General features: G+C 62.1%; 15 protein-coding genes and 1 riboswitch. Of the genes, 3 read left to right on the top strand and 12 right to left on the bottom strand.

The annotated features are described in order from the left end of the window. Nucleotides 1–24: 24 nt before the first annotated feature. The 4 genes from dusB to JOD50_RS06970 are packed head-to-tail and all read right to left on the bottom strand — an operon-like array spanning nucleotide 25 to nucleotide 4889. On the bottom strand, nucleotides 25–1230 hold the full coding sequence (gene dusB, locus JOD50_RS06985) for a tRNA dihydrouridine synthase DusB (protein ID WP_420825529.1): 1206 nt from the start codon (nucleotides 1228–1230) through the stop codon (nucleotides 25–27). Further along, nucleotides 1227–2573, bottom strand: coding sequence for a YibE/F family protein (locus JOD50_RS06980; protein ID WP_204880945.1), 1347 nt, complete (start codon nucleotides 2571–2573; stop codon nucleotides 1227–1229). Before JOD50_RS06980 ends, dusB begins: the two co-directional genes overlap by 4 nt. Then, the gene (locus JOD50_RS06975) at nucleotides 2566–3504 is read right to left on the bottom strand and encodes a GNAT family N-acetyltransferase (protein ID WP_204880944.1); all 939 of its coding nucleotides are present in this window, start codon (nucleotides 3502–3504) and stop codon (nucleotides 2566–2568) included. The genes JOD50_RS06980 and JOD50_RS06975 overlap by 8 nt, the downstream gene beginning before the upstream one ends. After that, nucleotides 3501–4889 carry a glycine--tRNA ligase gene (locus JOD50_RS06970; RefSeq protein ID WP_204880943.1) on the bottom strand — a complete coding sequence of 463 codons (1389 nt, stop codon included), beginning with the start codon at nucleotides 4887–4889 and terminating at the stop codon, nucleotides 3501–3503. Before JOD50_RS06970 ends, JOD50_RS06975 begins: the two co-directional genes overlap by 4 nt. A 140-nt stretch (nucleotides 4890–5029) precedes the next feature. On the opposite strand from JOD50_RS06970, the gene JOD50_RS06965 reads away from it, so the two are divergent. Beyond that, the gene (locus JOD50_RS06965) at nucleotides 5030–5269 is read left to right on the top strand and encodes an RNA-binding S4 domain-containing protein (RefSeq protein ID WP_109303838.1); all 240 of its coding nucleotides are present in this window, start codon (nucleotides 5030–5032) and stop codon (nucleotides 5267–5269) included. 58 nt (nucleotides 5270–5327) lie between these two features. Here the strand turns inward: JOD50_RS06965 and JOD50_RS06960 are convergent, their stop codons facing one another. The 3 genes from JOD50_RS06960 to JOD50_RS06950 form a co-directional block, all read right to left on the bottom strand. Next, nucleotides 5328–6002, bottom strand: a complete 675-nt coding sequence (locus JOD50_RS06960; protein WP_204880942.1) for an alpha/beta hydrolase — start codon at nucleotides 6000–6002, stop codon at nucleotides 5328–5330. A 23-nt stretch (nucleotides 6003–6025) separates the two neighbouring features. Next, complete coding sequence (gene metX, locus JOD50_RS06955; protein ID WP_204880941.1) at nucleotides 6026–7216, bottom strand: homoserine O-acetyltransferase MetX; 1191 nt, start codon at nucleotides 7214–7216, stop codon at nucleotides 6026–6028. A gap of 84 nt (nucleotides 7217–7300) precedes the next feature. Further along, nucleotides 7301–8632 carry an O-acetylhomoserine aminocarboxypropyltransferase/cysteine synthase family protein gene (locus JOD50_RS06950; RefSeq protein WP_204880940.1) on the bottom strand — a complete coding sequence of 444 codons (1332 nt, stop codon included), beginning with the start codon at nucleotides 8630–8632 and terminating at the stop codon, nucleotides 7301–7303. A gap of 104 nt (nucleotides 8633–8736) precedes the next feature. Further along, a riboswitch (SAM riboswitch) is annotated at nucleotides 8737–8852 on the bottom strand. A 201-nt stretch (nucleotides 8853–9053) separates the two neighbouring features. On the opposite strand from JOD50_RS06950, the gene JOD50_RS06945 reads away from it, so the two are divergent. Next, complete coding sequence (locus JOD50_RS06945; RefSeq protein WP_204880939.1) at nucleotides 9054–9695, top strand: VOC family protein; 642 nt, start codon at nucleotides 9054–9056, stop codon at nucleotides 9693–9695. A 52-nt stretch (nucleotides 9696–9747) separates the two neighbouring features. On the opposite strand, the gene JOD50_RS06940 is transcribed toward JOD50_RS06945, so the two are convergent. After that, on the bottom strand, nucleotides 9748–10572 hold the full coding sequence (locus tag JOD50_RS06940; RefSeq protein WP_204880938.1) for a CPBP family intramembrane glutamic endopeptidase: 825 nt from the start codon (nucleotides 10570–10572) through the stop codon (nucleotides 9748–9750). A gap of 30 nt (nucleotides 10573–10602) precedes the next feature. Here JOD50_RS06940 and JOD50_RS06935 point away from each other — a divergent pair, with 30 nt between their 5' ends. After that, nucleotides 10603–11481: a phosphotransferase family protein gene (locus tag JOD50_RS06935; protein ID WP_204880937.1), complete on the top strand. Its 879-nt coding sequence runs from the start codon at nucleotides 10603–10605 to the stop codon at nucleotides 11479–11481. Between the two features lie 187 nt (nucleotides 11482–11668). Here JOD50_RS06935 and tpx read toward each other — a convergent pair whose 3' ends face one another. The 4 genes from tpx to gatA form a co-directional block, all read right to left on the bottom strand. Next, the gene (tpx, locus tag JOD50_RS06930) at nucleotides 11669–12163 is read right to left on the bottom strand and encodes a thiol peroxidase (protein ID WP_204880936.1); all 495 of its coding nucleotides are present in this window, start codon (nucleotides 12161–12163) and stop codon (nucleotides 11669–11671) included. A 73-nt stretch (nucleotides 12164–12236) separates the two neighbouring features. After that, nucleotides 12237–13130, bottom strand: coding sequence for a ribokinase (locus JOD50_RS06925; protein ID WP_204880935.1), 894 nt, complete (start codon nucleotides 13128–13130; stop codon nucleotides 12237–12239). Nucleotides 13131–13264: 134 nt separating this feature from the next. Then, complete coding sequence (gatB, locus tag JOD50_RS06920; protein ID WP_204880934.1) at nucleotides 13265–14758, bottom strand: Asp-tRNA(Asn)/Glu-tRNA(Gln) amidotransferase subunit GatB; 1494 nt, start codon at nucleotides 14756–14758, stop codon at nucleotides 13265–13267. 2 nt (nucleotides 14759–14760) lie between these two features. Further along, nucleotides 14761–16311 (bottom strand): Asp-tRNA(Asn)/Glu-tRNA(Gln) amidotransferase subunit GatA, encoded by a 1551-nt coding sequence (gene gatA / locus JOD50_RS06915; protein ID WP_204880933.1) that lies wholly within the window; start codon nucleotides 16309–16311, stop codon nucleotides 14761–14763. Nucleotides 16312–16314: the final 3 nt, after the last annotated feature.

Below are 16314 nucleotides of genomic sequence, written 5' to 3'. Positions count from 1 at the left end.
CCCTGCCCTTGATTCAAACCCTGATCACCCACCGGAAATATCCAATTCCGCGTGGGAAATCATGGCCTGATGCTCGTCATTCAAGTAGCGCGACTCCAGCCAGTTTTGCGGCAGATGCGGGCGCTTAGGGCTACCGGCGCGACCACGCGAACCCTCCGCCGCCTTGCCCGGGTACGGGGCATCCCAGTCGAGCTTCGAGAGCAACCCATCCAGCTCATCGAGCCCCGAAACCTTCGCGAGCCCCGAACGGACCTCACCCCCGACCTCATAGCCCTTGAAGTACCAGGCCACGTGCTTGCGCAGATCCTGCAAGCCGCGGAACTCGTCCTCGAAATGCTCGATGAGCAGCTCAGCATGGCGGCGGAAAACGCCAGCAACATCGCCCAAAGTTGGCCGATAGCGCACCGGCGAACCGTTCAACGCGGCCTCAAGATCTCCGAAAAGCCACGGCTTACCCTGAACACCGCGACCAATCTGGACGCCGTCAACACCGGTCTGTTCAACCATGTCCACGGCGTCTTCGGCGCTGAAAATATCGCCGTTGCCGATCACGGGAATGTCCGGAAGCTCCCCGCGGAAACGCGCGAGTGCCTCCCAATCCGCGCGACCAGAATAGTGCTGATTCATCGTCCGGGCATGCAGAGCGATCGCGTCGACACCCAGGTCGCGAGCCATTTTGCCGGTCTCGATATACGTCAAATGATCGTCATCGATGCCCTTACGGACTTTGACCGTCAACGGGACGTTACCCGCATGCGCTTCCTCAACAGCGCCGGCCAGTAGACGTTCAAAAAGATCGATCTTCCACGGCAACGCCGAACCGCCGCCCTTACGCGTGACCTTAGGAGCCGGGCACCCAAAGTTCAGGTCGATGTGGTCCGCGCGCCCCTCTTCGACGAGCATCCGCACCGCCGCGCGCACCGTGTTCGGTTCCACGCCGTACAGCTGAACCGAGCGGATGCGCTCATCCGGGTGATGCTTGATGATCCGCATCGACTCCCGCGTACGCTCAACCAGTGCGCGCGAGGTCACCATCTCGCACACAAACAACCCATCACCGTATTCGGCGCACAAACGTCGGAACGCCGAGTTCGTGATTCCCGCCATCGGCGAAAGCACCACAGGGGAAGCGAACCTGAGGTCACGCAGACACAATTCAGGCAACGTGAGCTTGACCGGATGATCAGTCTCACCGGTGCTCAACGGGGCGATAGGGCTTGCAATAGTCACGATTCCATGGTGCCATGCTCCGCGGCCGGCGTGCCATGCGAACCGGCGCCCTGCATCGAGGCCTTGACCACGATCACACCGATCAGCGTCGTCACCGGAATCGCGATGACCAAACCAATCGAAGCCACCAACGTGCGCACGACCTCTTCGGCGAGCTCACCCGTCGTGAGGAACTTCAGCATCGAATAGTCGTACATGCTCATCAAAAGCAACGTCGCGATCGCGCCACCCGCATACGCAAACACAATCGTGTACACCGTGGAGGCGATGTGGTCTCGCCCGATGCGCATCGCAGATCTGAACAGTTCGCGCGCCGAAGCATCCGGCTTAGCATCTGCGAGCTCCCACACCGCGGAAGCCTGCGTGATCGTCACGTCGTTGAGCACGCCAAGACCCGCGATGAACAAGCCACACAACACGATCCCCGAAAGCGAAACATTCGGCACGACCTGGTTGAGCGTGTACGTCGAATCCTCGCCCAGCCCCAACAGCGATGCGCTGTCAGTGGCCCACACCGCGATGCCCGCGGTCACAAAAAGCCCGACGATGGTGCCCAGCAACGCTGTCGTGGTGCGTGCCGTAAGCCCATGGGCGAAGTACAAGACAACGAACATGATCGCGATCGCGCCAACCAGCCCAACCCACAGCGCAGGCTTACCCGCCAAGAGCGCCGGGAACATGAACCAGCCGAAAATCACAAACGAAAACGCGAGCCCAATCAGAGCGCGGAAGCCACGCCAGCCAGCAACCACAATCACAAGCAGTGCATACACGATCGAGAGCAACGCAACCGGAAAATCGCGGTTGTAATCGATGAACGTAGCGGTCGGAGCCGCATCCGGGCCGACGTCCTCCCCACCCACGGAAGCACTGATCAGCATGACGCGAATCTTGTCCCCGACCTCTGGAGGATTGTGGTTCTCCACTTCAGGCGGGATCTGCATCGGAACTAGCTGCTCCGTTTCCGGATCCGTGACGTACGGGACGCTACAGGTCTCGTCCGACTCGATTTCCACGTCCCCGGCATGCGAATCCGAAGCGGCACAACTGCCGTCCGAATCCACCTTGTCCACCGGCAACGTCAGAATACTGACGCCCGGGGCAGCCGAATACGGTTGACCCAACGAATCTGGCCGTTCATTGGCGCTCGGCCACAACCACACAAGCCCCGCAATCGTGAGCAGGGCAAGCGGGATCAAGATGGCCGTCAGAACGATCGTGGCACGACGACGCAACCGCGGGTTAGCAATCGGAGCATCATGACTGTGCCCGTGAGGCTCATGGGCGCCGTGCCCTGCAGAGCCGCGGTCACCAGGGCTGCGGCGGAAAAGATCCTTACGCATCCGTCGCAACAATATTGGTCGTCGTGACGATCGTGGCCAACCCCTTCGGGCCCAGCTCGTCAATCACACGACCCAGCGGAACCATCGCGGTATCAACCTCGAGCTGAACCGGGAACTGATGCACCAGCATCGCCAGCAAATCCCTGCAAGCCTGCGCTGCGCGTTCCTCATCCAGCTCAGGGTTCCACCCCAACAAAACCTCGGTCGGAGCGTCCGGACGCGCTGGCTCATACGAAACCGCGAACGCGAGGATCGGAGCGTCCTCTCCCATCGCGCGGTCACGAACCACAACAGCACCCTTGGCGCCTGTGTGCGGACCCAACAGCATCGTCTGAGTAAGACCCAACGTCATAGTCGACGGATCCCACGCATGCGTCGCGTTATAGAACTCAGCGACCAACGTGGACAACTCAACAGAGCCCGTCGCCGCTTCCTCAAGCACCAGCCCGTCCTCAGCGAATTCAGGCAAAGGCAACGCAGACGGCTCAACGACCACCAGCATCGACTTGTTGATCAGGCCAAAGCCCTCGGCCGCGAGGAAGCCGGCAGCACCATCGGCATCAGGGTTCTCGCCCGCGGCAGCCGCCGTATAACGCGACTTCAGCTGCGCACCCGCAGGCAACTCAGCCTTCAAAAGCGCGAGCAACTGATGCCCGATCCCCTGCCGACGTTCGCCCAAAGCGACCTCAACATAGAACCAGTACCGCTGCGGATGCAGGCTAGAGGAATACACGACGCCCGCCGCGATCGGAACATCATTCAGCTCAGCGACAATGCAACGAGCGAACGGCTCATCACTCGAGGGCCGCAACATGGCTCGGTCTTCATGCGCCTGCGGAGTGCGGGGGCCACCCCACACTTCCAACAGACGCAGGTCGTCGCCTTCCGCCCACGGGCGGAACGTCAGGCCCTCAAGTTCAGCCACACTCATACAGCTCCCATCAGCTGGGTTGCAAGATAAGCAGGAAGCTCATCGATCGCGACGCGCTCCTGCTGCATCGTGTCACGCTCACGCACAGTGACAGCGTTGTCTTCAAGCGAATCGAAGTCCACGGTAATGCAGAATGGCGTACCGATCTCATCCTGGCGGCGGTAACGACGGCCGATCGCGCCCGCGTCATCGAAGTCAACGTTCCACTGCGCGCCGAGCTTCTGAGCCAGCTCGCGAGCCAGCGGGGACAGTTTCTCGTTACGGGACAGCGGCAAGACAGCGGCCTTGACCGGAGCCAGACGGCGGTCAAGCTTGAGTACGGTGCGGACGTCGGTTCCGCCCTTCGTGTTCGGTGCCTCGTCCTCGTGGTAGGCATCCACAAGGAACGCCATCATCGAACGGGTCAGGCCGAACGAAGGCTCAACAACGTACGGAACGTAACGCTCGCCCTTCGCCTGATCGAAGTACGACAAGTCAGTCTTGGAGTGTTCGATGTGCTGCTTAAGGTCGTAATCGGTGCGGTTAGCGATACCCATGAGCTCGCCCCACTCCGAACCCTGGAAACCGAAACGGTACTCGAGGTCGATCGTGCGCTCCGAATAGTGTGCGCGTTCGCCCTCAGGGACGTCGAACTTACGCAGGTTATCCGGGTCAACACCGAGGTCAACGAACCAGTTCCAGCAGTCCTCAACCCACTCATCGAACAGTTCAGACGCCTGCTCAGGTGGGGTGAAGTACTCGATCTCCATCTGCTCGAACTCACGCGTGCGGAAGATGAAGTTACCTGGGGTGATCTCGTTGCGGAACGCCTTACCGATCTGCCCGATGCCGAACGGGGGCTTACGACGGGCCGAGTTCACGACGTTCAAGAAGTTCACGAAGATACCCTGCGCGGTCTCCGGGCGCAGGTAGTGCAGGCCCGACTCATCATCGACGGCACCGAGATAGGTCTTCATGAGACCCGAGAACTGCTGCGGCTCAGTCCACTGGCCGCGGTTGCCACAGTCAGGGCACACGATCTCCGCCATGCCTTCTTCCGGCATGCGGCCCTTCTTAGCCTCATAGGCCTCGAGAAGGTGGTCTTCGCGGTGGCGACGGTGGCACGACAGGCACTCGACGAGCGGGTCGGTGAACGTCTCAACGTGGCCGGATGCCTGCCAGATCGGGGTCGGGATGATGATCGAGGAGTCCAGGCCCACCATGTCCGAACGGGAACGTACGAACGTGTTCCACCACTGGCGCTTGATGTTTTCCTTGAGCTCAACACCCAGCGGACCGTAGTCCCATGCAGAGCGCGAACCTCCGTAAATTTCACCTGCCTGGAAAACGAACCCACGCCGCTTAGCGAGTGAAATGACCTTATCCAGCTTGGACGCTGCTGCCATGTTGAGTGAACTCCATCGGTTGTCACGGGCCGCCGGCTGCGGTCCGTTGTGGTCTGTCGTCAATCCTAACGGTTGCGTAGGATATTTGGCGCGTTATTGAAGGCGTGCGTAGTTAGCTCTGCTCGTGAGACCCTGGACATATGAGCTCCGCAGACATCATTGACGTACCCGTCCGCACCGCAGGTATTCGTTTGGGTCAGTTTTTGAAGCTTGCCAACGTGGTTGAGGACGGCGTGCAGGCTCGCGAAGAGATCGCCGATGGTGCCGCAACCGTCAACGGCGAAGTCGAAACCCGCCGTGGCCGGCAACTCGATTTCGACGACGTGGTCGGCTTTCACGACATGACGTTGCGTGTGGCCCGCGAGGACGAAGACTTCTAACGCCGCTGGGTCTGTCGCCTAGGACAGCGACCTCAACCTGCGCGCCTAGGCCTGCGGCCTACACCTGAGCGCCGAGCACCTTGGCGGTCAGGAACTCGCCGATGTGACGGATCTCGGTCTGGCCGACGCCGTGGCCGATGCCTTGGTAATTGACCTTCGTGAGGTCCGTGTTCGCGCGCGCCCACGTGTTCGTCGGCTCAATAAACCGGTCCGGGATCACCGGATCTTCCGGATCGCGTCCCCAGAACATCGGCATCTTCTCTTCACGCGACGCCAACTCTTCATCCTTGAAGAAATCCTCACCCGCATCGTCAGCGAACTGCTCCAGGGTGAAACCCGACAAACCCACCAACGCATCCACAGCGGAGGGAGCACGGCGCGCAACTGAGGTCGCCATCGCCATACCCTGCGAGAAGCCCACCAACGTGACCGTTTCGTGCTGCTTCTTGCGTTCAACAACCCACTCGGTCAGATCCTCAACGACCTGGCTGTAATCAGCCGAGTTGAACTCCAGATCCTGGTTTGAAAGAGGGAACCACGCGTAACCGCCAAAACCCAGTTCAAGCGGCGCACGCACCGACATCATAATGAACTGCTCCGGAAGCATGCTCGCAATCGGCAAGAGGTCGCGTTCATCCGCGCCGAAACCATGCAAGAAAACCAAGAGCGGCGCAGACTCATTCACGCCCTCAGGCACATGCTCAACAACAAACGGTTCCCACTTTTCAATCATAAGACCATCCTGCCACGCGGCACTCACGCAAGGAATTCGCGGAACGGCGCGTCCAGCTGATGCCCATCCGTCAAGAAGCCATCATGACCCACCGGCGTTGAGACCACGTGAACCTCAACATCGCCCGGGAGCGCATCCGCGATCCGCTGCGACTCCTGCGGGTAATACAGGCGGTCCGTATCAACCGCGGCGATGAAGAACTCGACGCCATCAAGAGCGCCGAGCGCCGCCTCGACTCCCCCGCGGCCGCGACCCACATCGTGGCTCATGAGGGCCTCCGTGAGCGTGAGGTATGCGTTCGCATCAAAGCGGTTCACGAGCTTGTGCGCCTGGTGATCAAGATACGACTCGACGGCGTACCGGCCGCGCTCATCGCGGCCAGCAGAACCCAACGGCAGCTCCTCGCCTTGCGGCGAGCGCCCAAAGCGATGGTCGAGCTCGGCAGCGGAACGGTAGGAAACGTGCGCAAGACGGCGCGCGATACCCAGACCACGCTGTGGGCCGGTCCCGTTGCCGTGACCGTAATAGTCACCGCCGTGGAATTCAGGATCGAGTCGGATCGCTTGAGTCTGGATCTGCGCGAAAGCGATCTGCTCAGCCGAGGACTCCGCGGTCGCCGCGATCACGGCGCACCGCTTGACGTGCTCCGGATAGCTCGCGGCCCATTCGAGCGCACGGGCACCACCCATCGAGCCGCCCACAACCGCATGCCATGCATCGATGTTGAGCGCCTGCATGAGCCGGAACTCAAGCGCAGCCATGTCGCGGATCGTCACGAACGGGAACCGCGAACCATACGGCTGGCCGTCCTCGGCCAGCGATGCGGGGCCGATCGTTCCGGAGCATCCGCCAAGCGCCGCCGGAACCACCGCGCAATACGTATTGGTGTCCACGGGCTTACCCGGCCCCACGACATCGCGCCACCAGCCCGGCTCCGGTGCAGCCGCGGCCGTGGATGCCGCATCGTTGGCTTGCGAGCCGGCAACCGCATCGTCGGCTGGCCCGCCGTCCGCAGCATGAGTATCGCCGGTCAACGCATGCAAGACCAAGACGGCGTTGCTGCGGTCCGCATTGAGCTCGCCGAAAACCTCATACGCGATGTGGGTCTGCGGCAAGTGACCGCCCGTTTCCAGATCCAGCGGCCCTAGAGAAAGGATCTTCACGCCGTTCTCCGGGGCGTTGTGCTGCAAGTGCTCTCGTACATCCAACGTCATGACGCTGCCTTCGCTTAGTACTTTTGCTTGATGGGTTCCTGACGATTCCGTTGCCGGGCGCCAGCAAGTGGCGCTTCCCGTGCGTTATGCGCGGGCGGCGTGGAATGCGTCGAAACCCTTCTGCAGGTCAGCGATGATGTCGTCGACGTGTTCGAGGCCCACGGATAGACGGACCGTGCCCGGGCCAACGCCGGCGGCCTTCTTCTCTTCAGGGCTCAGCTGCGAATGGGTCGTGGACGACGGGTGCGCGACAAGCGAGCGAACGTCACCCAGGTTGGCAACGAGCGAATGCAGCTCGAGCGCGTCCACGAAAGCGCGGGCGGCTTCTTCGTCTTCCTCTGCGTCCTTGATTTCGAACGAGACGATCGCACCCACGCCGTTCGGTGCGTAGTGGCGGCCGCGTTCGTACCACGGGCAGGACTTCAGGCCCGCGTAGATGGTCGCGGAGACGTCGTCCCGGGCTTCGAGCCATTCAGCGACCTTCTGCGCGTTTTCGATATGCCGCTCAACGCGCAACGAGAGCGTCTCGAGGCCCTGAGCGATCAGGAACGAGTTCATTGGGGAGATCGCCGCACCCGTGTCACGCAGCAGCTGCACGCGGATCTTGAGGATGTAGGAAAGGTTCGCGCCCAGAGGCGAACCGACTCCCATGTCGCGGCCGTAGACGATGCCGTGGTAGGACTCGTCCGGCTGGTTGAAGCCCGGGAAGCGTTCCGGATGCTTGGTGTAGTCGAAGTTGCCGGAGTCGATGATGGCCCCGCCCATCACGGTTCCGTGGCCGCCGAGGTACTTGGTTGCGGAGTGGACGACGACGTCGGCGCCCCATTCGATAGGCCGCAGCGAGTACGGGGTTGCCAGCGTGTTGTCGATGATGAGTGGCACACCGGCTTCGTCGTGTGCGATTGCGGCGATGTTTTCGATGTCGAACACGTCTTGGCGTGGATTGCCGATGGTTTCGCCGAAGAACGCTTTGGTGTTCGGCTTGATCGCGCGGCGCCAGGCGTCGAGATCGTCTGGATCCTCCACGAAAGTGACCTCAACGCCGAGCTTAGGCAAGGTGTGCTTGAAGAGGTTCTGGGTTCCGCCGTAGAGGGATGGCGAGGCGACGATGTGGTCGCCGGCTTCTGCGACGTTGAGGATCGCATAGCTTGTTGCGGCCATGCCGGATGCGACGAACAGCGCGCCGACACCGCCTTCGAGGTTTGCGATGCGGTTTTCGATGACCTCGGTGGTTGGGTTGTTGAGGCGCGTGTAGATCGGGCCGAGCTCGCTCAACGCGAAACGATTCGCCGCCGATTCGGTGTCCGGGAACACGTACGCGTTGGTCAAGTGGATCGGTAGAGCCTGCGACCCCGTGACTGGGTCTGGCGTCTGGCCGGCGTGAATCTGACGAGTTTCAAATTTCTGCTGGGACATTAAAAGAGCACCCCTTGCTCACTGTGAGGGGCTTGCCCGCGCATGTCAGACGACGACAACGCTTGAAGAGGAAAAGTTACGTCCGCCCGGTTACGGGCGGGCATAGCCCGCGCTTGCCACAGCGGCATTCCCGTGTGGCCAGGTCCTCACCCGGGGCACCCCGCCGCGGACGGAGGGTTGCCGGCCAGCAAACCGGGGTTTTGCACTGGCACTCATGACCTTGCTCATTAGCGTACAGCACTGATGAACGACGAGGCCAGAGCGTGTTCACAATGTGAACCGCGCCGCGCATCGGCGTTTATTTCATGACCTTTCGCGAAGACCTACAGGCCCTTCCCAGTCGCATAAACAAGCACATCGGAAACCTCAACTTAGGCAAACCTAAGTAGAGATGTAGCTCACACAGTGCCAGATTTAAACCATGAAGCTCGACCACGTTTCTTACGCATGCGGGCCAGAGGGCCTGACGACTACTGCTGACCGTATCGCCGAGCAGCTCGGACTCCGATACGTCAAAGGAGGCGTGCACCCACGCTTCGGAACACGCAACGTGTTCTTCCCACTCCGCAACCACCAGTACCTCGAAGTCGTCGAGGTACTCGACCACCCGGCCACGTTGCAGCAGCCATTCGGCAAAGCTGTGCGTGAGCGCTCCGAGATGGGCGGCGGCTGGATGGGCTGGGTTGTTTCCGTCGACGACATGACCCCAATCGAAGAACGCCTCCAGCGCGGTGCTGTCCCTGGCTCCCGTAAGTTCCCGGACGGCCGCGAACTCACGTGGCGGCAGATCGGTATCAACGGGCTCATCGCAGACCCACAATTGCCTTATTTCCTGCGCTGGGATGAGGGCTTCGAGGACCTGCACCCGTCCATGGCCGAAGAGCCACACGGTGAAATCGTGGAGCTCACGATCTCCGGCAACCGCGACCGCATCGACGAATGGCTCGGCCACCCAGGTGAAGACTTCAAGGGCAACGTCGTGTTCAACTACACGGCCCCTTCCGGGATGCCAGGCCTGCAGTCGGTCACGCTGAAAACTCCTCAGGGACTCGTCACGATCTAGCCGCCGTAGCGCGCCGCTAGCGGCGGTAGTGTGCGGCTAGCGGCGGCGCGTTTTAGCTGCCGTAACCGAACCAGGTAGCCAACAGCGGGTAGCCCACGAAAGCTACCGCGTCGAGCAAAAAGTGCGCCCAAATCAGCGGCATAACACGGTGCTTCCGTAGGTAATACATCCCAAAGATCACGCCCATCGCTACGTTGCCGATGAACGGCCCGATGCCCTGATACAGGTGGTATGAGCCGCGCACCACAGCGCAGAAAAGGATGATGGCTGCAGGGCCCCACTTGAGTGTGGAGAGCCGCTCATGCAGGTACGCGAGCACCACGACCTCTTCGAGTAGCCCGTTCTTGAGCGCCGCCAACAGCAACACCGGAATGCTCCACCACACATCCGGTAGGCCCGATGTGGTGATCGCGGTCGTGATGCCCAACGCGCGGCCCGCCGCGTACACTCCGAGCGTTCCCACCCCGATCAGCACAAAGAAGCCGACGCCTACAGCGGCGTCCGCACCCCATCGTCGGCCGTCAATGCCCCACCTGTGCAACGGATTGTTACCCGGCCAACGGGACACCAGGTAGATCACGAGCGCGACCGGCGCGAGTGCAAAGAAAATCCCCGCAAGCTGATACAGCAGATCGATCCACGGGCGCGTCCCCGTTGACGTGTTGAGCGCCGCTGTGCCGGAAGAAATCGGGCCTCGCGTGATGGTGTCGAGCAGGTCAATGAGGGCGTAGACCCCGGACTTGCCGAGCGACAGCGCCAAAACGATAGCGATCTCCCACCCCAAAACCGCGCGCGACGGAACAGCCTTCGAAGTAACCGCCTGCGGCGGCGCGGCTTGGTCATGCCCGGTGTTCGAATGTGGGGGTTGGGAACTCATGCATCCGATTATGCTCGGTAGGCTGGTGGCATGGCCAGGGAACCGCTCCGTAAAGAAATCGAACGCGCCGCTGCTTTGTACCCTGATGCCGCTTGGGTATCCGGCCGGGTTGAGGAATCGGGTAAGTCGAATGTGGTTCTGATCCCGGGGGATCCAGTTCCTGAGGTTGTTTTTCGGATGGCGCGTACGCGTGAGGAAGCCCTCGCGCAGCCTCACGAGGCCGCTTTGGTGGACGCGCTGGCCCCGCATGTTCCGTGGCTCGTTCCCGAGTCCCGTTCCGCCGTCGATGCGGCTGGCGGGATCGTCCAGCGGTTTATCCCTGGCTCCGCGCACCCGCTGCGTGAAGGTGACCCGGCTGTGTTGGGGCGAATTGTTGCCGACCTGATGGCGGTCCCTCGCGATGCGTATGAAGACTTGGTGGGTGCCGCGTGGGATGCCGGGCCGGAGTGGACGCAGGACCGCAAGGATGCCGCGATTGATGCGTTGGATCCCGGTGTGCGCGAAAGTGCTGCCGCGGTGTTAGCTGCCGTGGGCGAGATTGGGTATGCCGCGGGTTCTGCTGTGCCGCAGAGTTTGGTGCATGGGGATCTAGCCGGCAGGAATATGCACTGGCGTGACGGCGAGCTGGTAGGGATTCTGGATTGGGATAAGGCTTCGCGTTGGGATCCTGCGATTAATCTCGCGCATTTATCGCTGTGGCACGGCCAGGATGTCATAGATGAGGCGGCGCCGGATGAGTTTTTCGCGGCCCGGGCTCACGTATGGAATGGGGCGTTCGCGTTGACGCGTGTTGCCGACGCCGCGTTACGCGGCGGGGTCAAGACGTGGGGGCGGCTCTTGAGGAAGACTCAGCCGCGCATCATGCGGGCAGCAGTGGCGGCTGACACATGCCTTGAACTACTGCGCTAAAGCCGCACAGACGCCAACGCAACTCCGTTACTGCGAGCGGTAGGTTCGCACGAAGAACAGCAGGTAAGCCACGATGACTGCGCCGGGCAGTGCGCCCGCGTTATCTTGCGCGGGTTGTTGAGCGAGGGGTGTTTGGATGCGCGAGACGCCCGGGGCTTGTGACCCCGGGCGCCAGCACGTGTGTGGTTTAGAGGACGTTGAGGATCTCGTCGTAGGCTGGCTCCTCACCCACGCTTGGGGTCAGGGAGGAATACAGCACGCTGCCGTCGGTGTCGATGACGATGACACCGCGAGCCATGAGGCCCTTCATTGGGCCGTCCGCGAACTTGATTCCGTAGTCTTCGCCGAAGCTCGAGCGGAACGCCGAGGTTGCGATGACGTTGTCGATGCCTTCAGCGCCGCAGAAACGACCGAGAGCGAACGGGAGGTCCATGGACACGGTGACAACGACGGTGTTGTCGAGGCCCGCTGCACGCTTGTTGAATTCGCGTACAGACTGGGCGCATACGCCGGTGTCGATGGATGGGAAGACGTTCAGGACAACGCGCTTGCCCGCGAGGTCCTTGAGAGTCACGTCTTCGAGGTCGGTGTTGACGGTGGTGAACTCTGGAGCGGCCTGGCCCACTGCAGGGAGGGCGCCGACGGTGTTGAGGGTCTTACCTTGGAACTCGATAGTAGCCATGCGTCTATCCTTTCAGATCTGACCTGGTTCGCGGCAGGGGTTTGGCCTCAGGCTTAACCGCTACCTGGCAGTTTCATCGTACGGGCAGAACACCGTAGGACGCTTGCGCTCCTGCGCGGGTCACGGTGTCGGCGGCGTAGCGGGTTGCGTACCCGGCGGCGTCGGCGAGGCTGTCCCCCGCTGCAAGCCGCGCGGCGAGGGCGCCCACGTAGGCGTCGCCGGCGCCTGTCGTGTCGACGGGAGTTACGGTGTGGGCCGGGATTTTGTGTTCGCCCTCATCGTCGATGACGTGGGAGCCGTTGGCTCCGAGCGTCATGACAACCGAACGCACCCCTGCTGCTTTGAGCGCGTGCACGATCTCTTCGTCGCTCAGGCCGTCCGGGTTGCCGCCGAGCATCGTGAGGGCGCCCGCGCCTTCGTGTTCGTTGACGACGAGCGGGTCTGCTCGCAGGATCAGGTCTGCTGGCACGTCGATGACGGGCGCGAGATTAAACACGACGCGGCCCTCTGCTGCCGCGAAGGCTGCCTGGATTCCGGTCACGGGGATTTCGCCTTGCAAGACGACGACGCCTTCGATCGCAGCGGCGCGCGCTTGGACGGCTCCAGCGTCGAGGTGCTGGTTGGCCCCTGCGATCACGATGATCGTGTTTTCGGCGCCCTGGTCGACAGTGATGATCGCGGTCCCAGTTGGCTCATCTTCGCGTACGAGGACGTGGTCGAGGTCAACGCCGTCCGCGGCGAGGAGCTCGTGTGCTTCGCGTGCGGCTTCGTCGCTCCCGACTGCCGTGATGAACCGGACGTTGGCGCCTGCGCGGGAAGCTGCGAGCGCCTGGTTGCCGCCTTTGCCGCCTGGTGAGTGCACGAGCGTGCGTCCGAGGAGGGTTTCGCCCGGCCCAGGGAGGCGGTGCACGGTTGCGGTGATGTCCAGGTTGGTGGACCCCACGACGGTGACGGTTGGCTTGCTCATGCACGTTCTCCTTGGGTGGTGCGCCTGCTGGGGTGATGCCCCTGTTGCAGTGGGTCTCGACGACGGCGGTGGCGTCGGGTGGGTTAACCGCTGGTCCCCGTCACGTGTTGGGTTGTGACGGGGACCAGGTGAGGTTAGTTGATCTTCTCGAGGATGATCTCGCGGACTCGGCCTGGGTCGGCCTGGCCGCGGGTCGCCTTCATGATCGGTCCCATGAGGGCGCCGATGACCTTCTGGTTGCCGGCCTTGATCTTTTCGACCACGTCCGGGTTATCGGCCATCGCTTGTTCGACGGCTTCGGTCAGCGCGCCGTCGTCGGACACGACTGCAAGGCCGCGCTTCTCGACGATCTCGCCCGGTGTGCCTTCTCCGTCTGCGACGTGGGTGAGCACTTGGCGGGCGATCTTGTTGTTGATCTTCTTCTCGCCGATGAGCTTCTCGATCTCTACGACGTGTGCCGGGGTGATCCCGACTTCGGTGACGTCCTTGTCCGCTTCGTTCGCGATGCGGGAAATCTCGCCCATCCACCACTTACGTGCTGCGGATGCGTCCGCGCCAGCCTTCTCGGTTTCTTCGATCGTGTCGATGAGGCCGGCGTTGACGATGTCGCGGAACTCTTCGTCAGAGAAGCCCCACGCAGCCTTGAGGCGGGAACGCTTCGCGGCTGGCAGCTCCGGAAGGCGTTCGCGCAGTTCGGCAATCTGGTCGGCGGTCGTGACGATCGGCACGAGGTCTGGCTCTGGGAAGTAGCGGTAGTCGTCGGCGTCGGACTTCGGACGACCCGACGACGTAGTACGGGTGTCTTCGTGCCAGTGGCGGGTCTCCTGAACCACGGTCTCGCCGGCGTCGAGGATTCCGGCGTGGCGGGAAATCTCGTAACGAACGGCACGTTCGACGGAGCGCAGCGAGTTGACGTTCTTGGTTTCGGAGCGGATACCGAACTTCTCGGAACCGATCGGCATGAGCGAAACGTTCGCGTCGCAGCGGACGTTGCCGCGTTCCATGCGGGCATCCGAGATGTCGAGCGCCTTGACGATGTCGCGGATCACCTCAACGTACTTGCGCGCAAGCTCTGGGGCATCCGCGCCGGCACCCGTGATAGGGCGGGTCACGATCTCGACGAGTGGAACGCCTGCACGGTTGTAGTCAACGAGCGAGCTCGATGCGCCCTGGATTCGGCCGGAGGAGCCACCCACGTGGGTCAGCTTGCCGGCGTCTTCTTCCATGTGTGCGCGTTCGATTTCGACGCGGTAGACCTTCCCGGAGTCCAGCTCGATGTCGAGGTAGCCGTCGTATGCGATGGGCTCGTCGTACTGCGAGGTCTGGAAGTTCTTCGGGGTGTCCGGGTAGAAGTAGTTTTTGCGGGCAAAGCGGCAGTATTCTGCGATGTTGCAGTTGAGTGCCAAGCCGAGCAGGATCGCGTACTCGACGCCTGCTTTGTTCACGACGGGAAGCACACCTGGCAGGCCGAGGTCGACTTCGTTGACGTTGGTGTTCGGGTCGTCACCGAATTCGTTGGGTGCCGAGGAGAACATCTTGGTCTTGGTGTTCAGCTCGACGTGGACCTCGAAGCCGAGGACTGGCTCGTAGCGCGTCAGGGCTTCGTCGAAATCAACAATCTCTGTCATGTTTAGTTAGCCTCCTGAACGCGGGCTGCGACTGCTTCGTCCAGGTTTGGTGCCTGGGTTAGAAGCGGGCCGCCGTAGCTTTCTTCGAGTGCGGCCTCAGCGGCTGCAGCGATGCGGTACATGCGGGCGTCTTCGTGGGCTGGCACGAGGAACTGAACGCCTACTGGGAGGCCTTCGGAGAGCCCGGATGGGATCGAGATACCTGGGATTCCTGCGAGGTTCGCTGGGATGGTTGCGATGTCGTTGAGGTACATCGCAACAGGGTTGTCGATCTTTTCGCCGATCTTGAACGCGACGGTCGGAGCCGTTGGGGTCACGAGCACGTCAACCTTCTCGAATGCGGCCGCAAAGTCACGCTGGATGAGCGTACGGATTTTCTGTGCCGAACCGTAGTAGGCGTCGTAGTAGCCTGCGGACAGCGCGTAGGTCCCGAGCATGATGCGGCGCTTAACTTCGTCGCCGAAGCCAGCAGCGCGGGATGCGCCCATGACACGTTCGATCGTGATGGGGCCGTCCTCTGGGAGGACGCGTAGGCCGAAGCGAACACCGTCGTACTTGGCGAGGTTCGAGGAAACCTCGGACGGCATGATGAGGTAGTACGCGCCGACCGCGTAGGTGAAGTTCGGGCAGTCAACCTCGACGATTTCGGCGCCGCGCGCTTCGAGGGTCTTGAGGGTTTCTTCGAAGGATGCGGTCACGCCGTCTTCGAAGCCTTCGCCGCCGCGCAGCTGCGAGATCACACCAACCTTGACGCCGGTGAGGTCGCTGGACGCGCCTTCTTCGGCCGCCTTGATGAGGCCTTCGGAGTCGCCTTCGAGCGAGGTCGAGTCCTTCGGGTCGTGGCCGCCGATGAGCTCTTGCAGTGCGGCTGCGTCCCACACGGTGCGTGCGACGGGACCGATCTGGTCGAGCGAGGATGCCATCGCGATCGCGCCGTAGCGGGAGACCGCACCGTAGGTTGGCTTGACGCCGACGGTGCCGGTTACAGCGGATGGCTGACGGATCGATCCGCCGGTATCGGTTCCGAGGGCGAGTGGCGCGAGGTGGCCTGCGACCGCTGCTGCGGAGCCGCCGCCGGAGCCGCCTGGGATGCGGTCGAGGTCCCATGGATTACGGGTCACGCCGAATGCGGAGTATTCGGTTGAGGAACCCATCGCGAATTCGTCGAGGTTGGTCTTGCCGAGCATCGGCAGCTTGGCTTCGCGGATCTTGGCGATCACGGTCGCGTCGTAGGGGCTCATCCAGCCTTCAAGCATGCGGGATGCTGCGGTGGTCGGCTGCCCCTTGGTGACGATGAGGTCCTTGATTGCGATGGGCACGCCGGCGAGCGGGTGGAGGGCTTCTGCTTCTGCCCCGCCTGCTGCACGGATCTGGTCGACTTCGCGCGCTACATCGAGCGCTTCCTCAGCGTTGACGTGCAGGTATGCGTTGATGACGCCGTCGAGCTTTTCGATGCGGTCCAGGTGGGCTTTGACGGCTTCTTCGCTGGTGATCTCGCGTGCACGCAGTTTTGCGGCGAGTTCGGATGCGGAAAGTTCGTAGATCTCTGCCATGGG

This window comes from Pseudoglutamicibacter cumminsii, assembly GCF_016907775.1.
GTDB classification, from domain to species: domain Bacteria; phylum Actinomycetota; class Actinomycetes; order Actinomycetales; family Micrococcaceae; genus Pseudoglutamicibacter; species Pseudoglutamicibacter cumminsii.
This window is presented reverse-complemented; position numbering and strand designations above follow the sequence as displayed.

Bases quoted from the DNA above. Each gene is read 5' to 3' on its own strand.
- JOD50_RS06980 (WP_204880945.1), bottom strand. From the start codon at position 2,573: ATGCGTAAGGATCTTTTCCGCCGCAGCCCTGGTGACCGCGGCTCTGCA.
- JOD50_RS06975 (WP_204880944.1), bottom strand. From the start codon at position 3,504: ATGAGTGTGGCTGAACTTGAGGGCCTGACGTTCCGCCCGTGGGCGGAA.
- JOD50_RS06970 (WP_204880943.1), bottom strand. From the start codon at position 4,889: ATGGCAGCAGCGTCCAAGCTGGATAAGGTCATTTCACTCGCTAAGCGG.
- JOD50_RS06965 (WP_109303838.1), top strand. From the start codon at position 5,030: ATGAGCTCCGCAGACATCATTGACGTACCCGTCCGCACCGCAGGTATT.
- JOD50_RS06960 (WP_204880942.1), bottom strand. From the start codon at position 6,002: ATGATTGAAAAGTGGGAACCGTTTGTTGTTGAGCATGTGCCTGAGGGC.
- metX (WP_204880941.1), bottom strand. From the start codon at position 7,216: ATGACGTTGGATGTACGAGAGCACTTGCAGCACAACGCCCCGGAGAAC.
- JOD50_RS06950 (WP_204880940.1), bottom strand. From the start codon at position 8,632: ATGTCCCAGCAGAAATTTGAAACTCGTCAGATTCACGCCGGCCAGACG.
- JOD50_RS06945 (WP_204880939.1), top strand. From the start codon at position 9,054: ATGAAGCTCGACCACGTTTCTTACGCATGCGGGCCAGAGGGCCTGACG.
- JOD50_RS06940 (WP_204880938.1), bottom strand. From the start codon at position 10,572: ATGAGTTCCCAACCCCCACATTCGAACACCGGGCATGACCAAGCCGCG.
- JOD50_RS06935 (WP_204880937.1), top strand. From the start codon at position 10,603: ATGGCCAGGGAACCGCTCCGTAAAGAAATCGAACGCGCCGCTGCTTTG.
- tpx (WP_204880936.1), bottom strand. From the start codon at position 12,163: ATGGCTACTATCGAGTTCCAAGGTAAGACCCTCAACACCGTCGGCGCC.
- JOD50_RS06925 (WP_204880935.1), bottom strand. From the start codon at position 13,130: ATGAGCAAGCCAACCGTCACCGTCGTGGGGTCCACCAACCTGGACATC.
- gatB (WP_204880934.1), bottom strand. From the start codon at position 14,758: ATGACAGAGATTGTTGATTTCGACGAAGCCCTGACGCGCTACGAGCCA.
- gatA (WP_204880933.1), bottom strand. From the start codon at position 16,311: ATGGCAGAGATCTACGAACTTTCCGCATCCGAACTCGCCGCAAAACTG.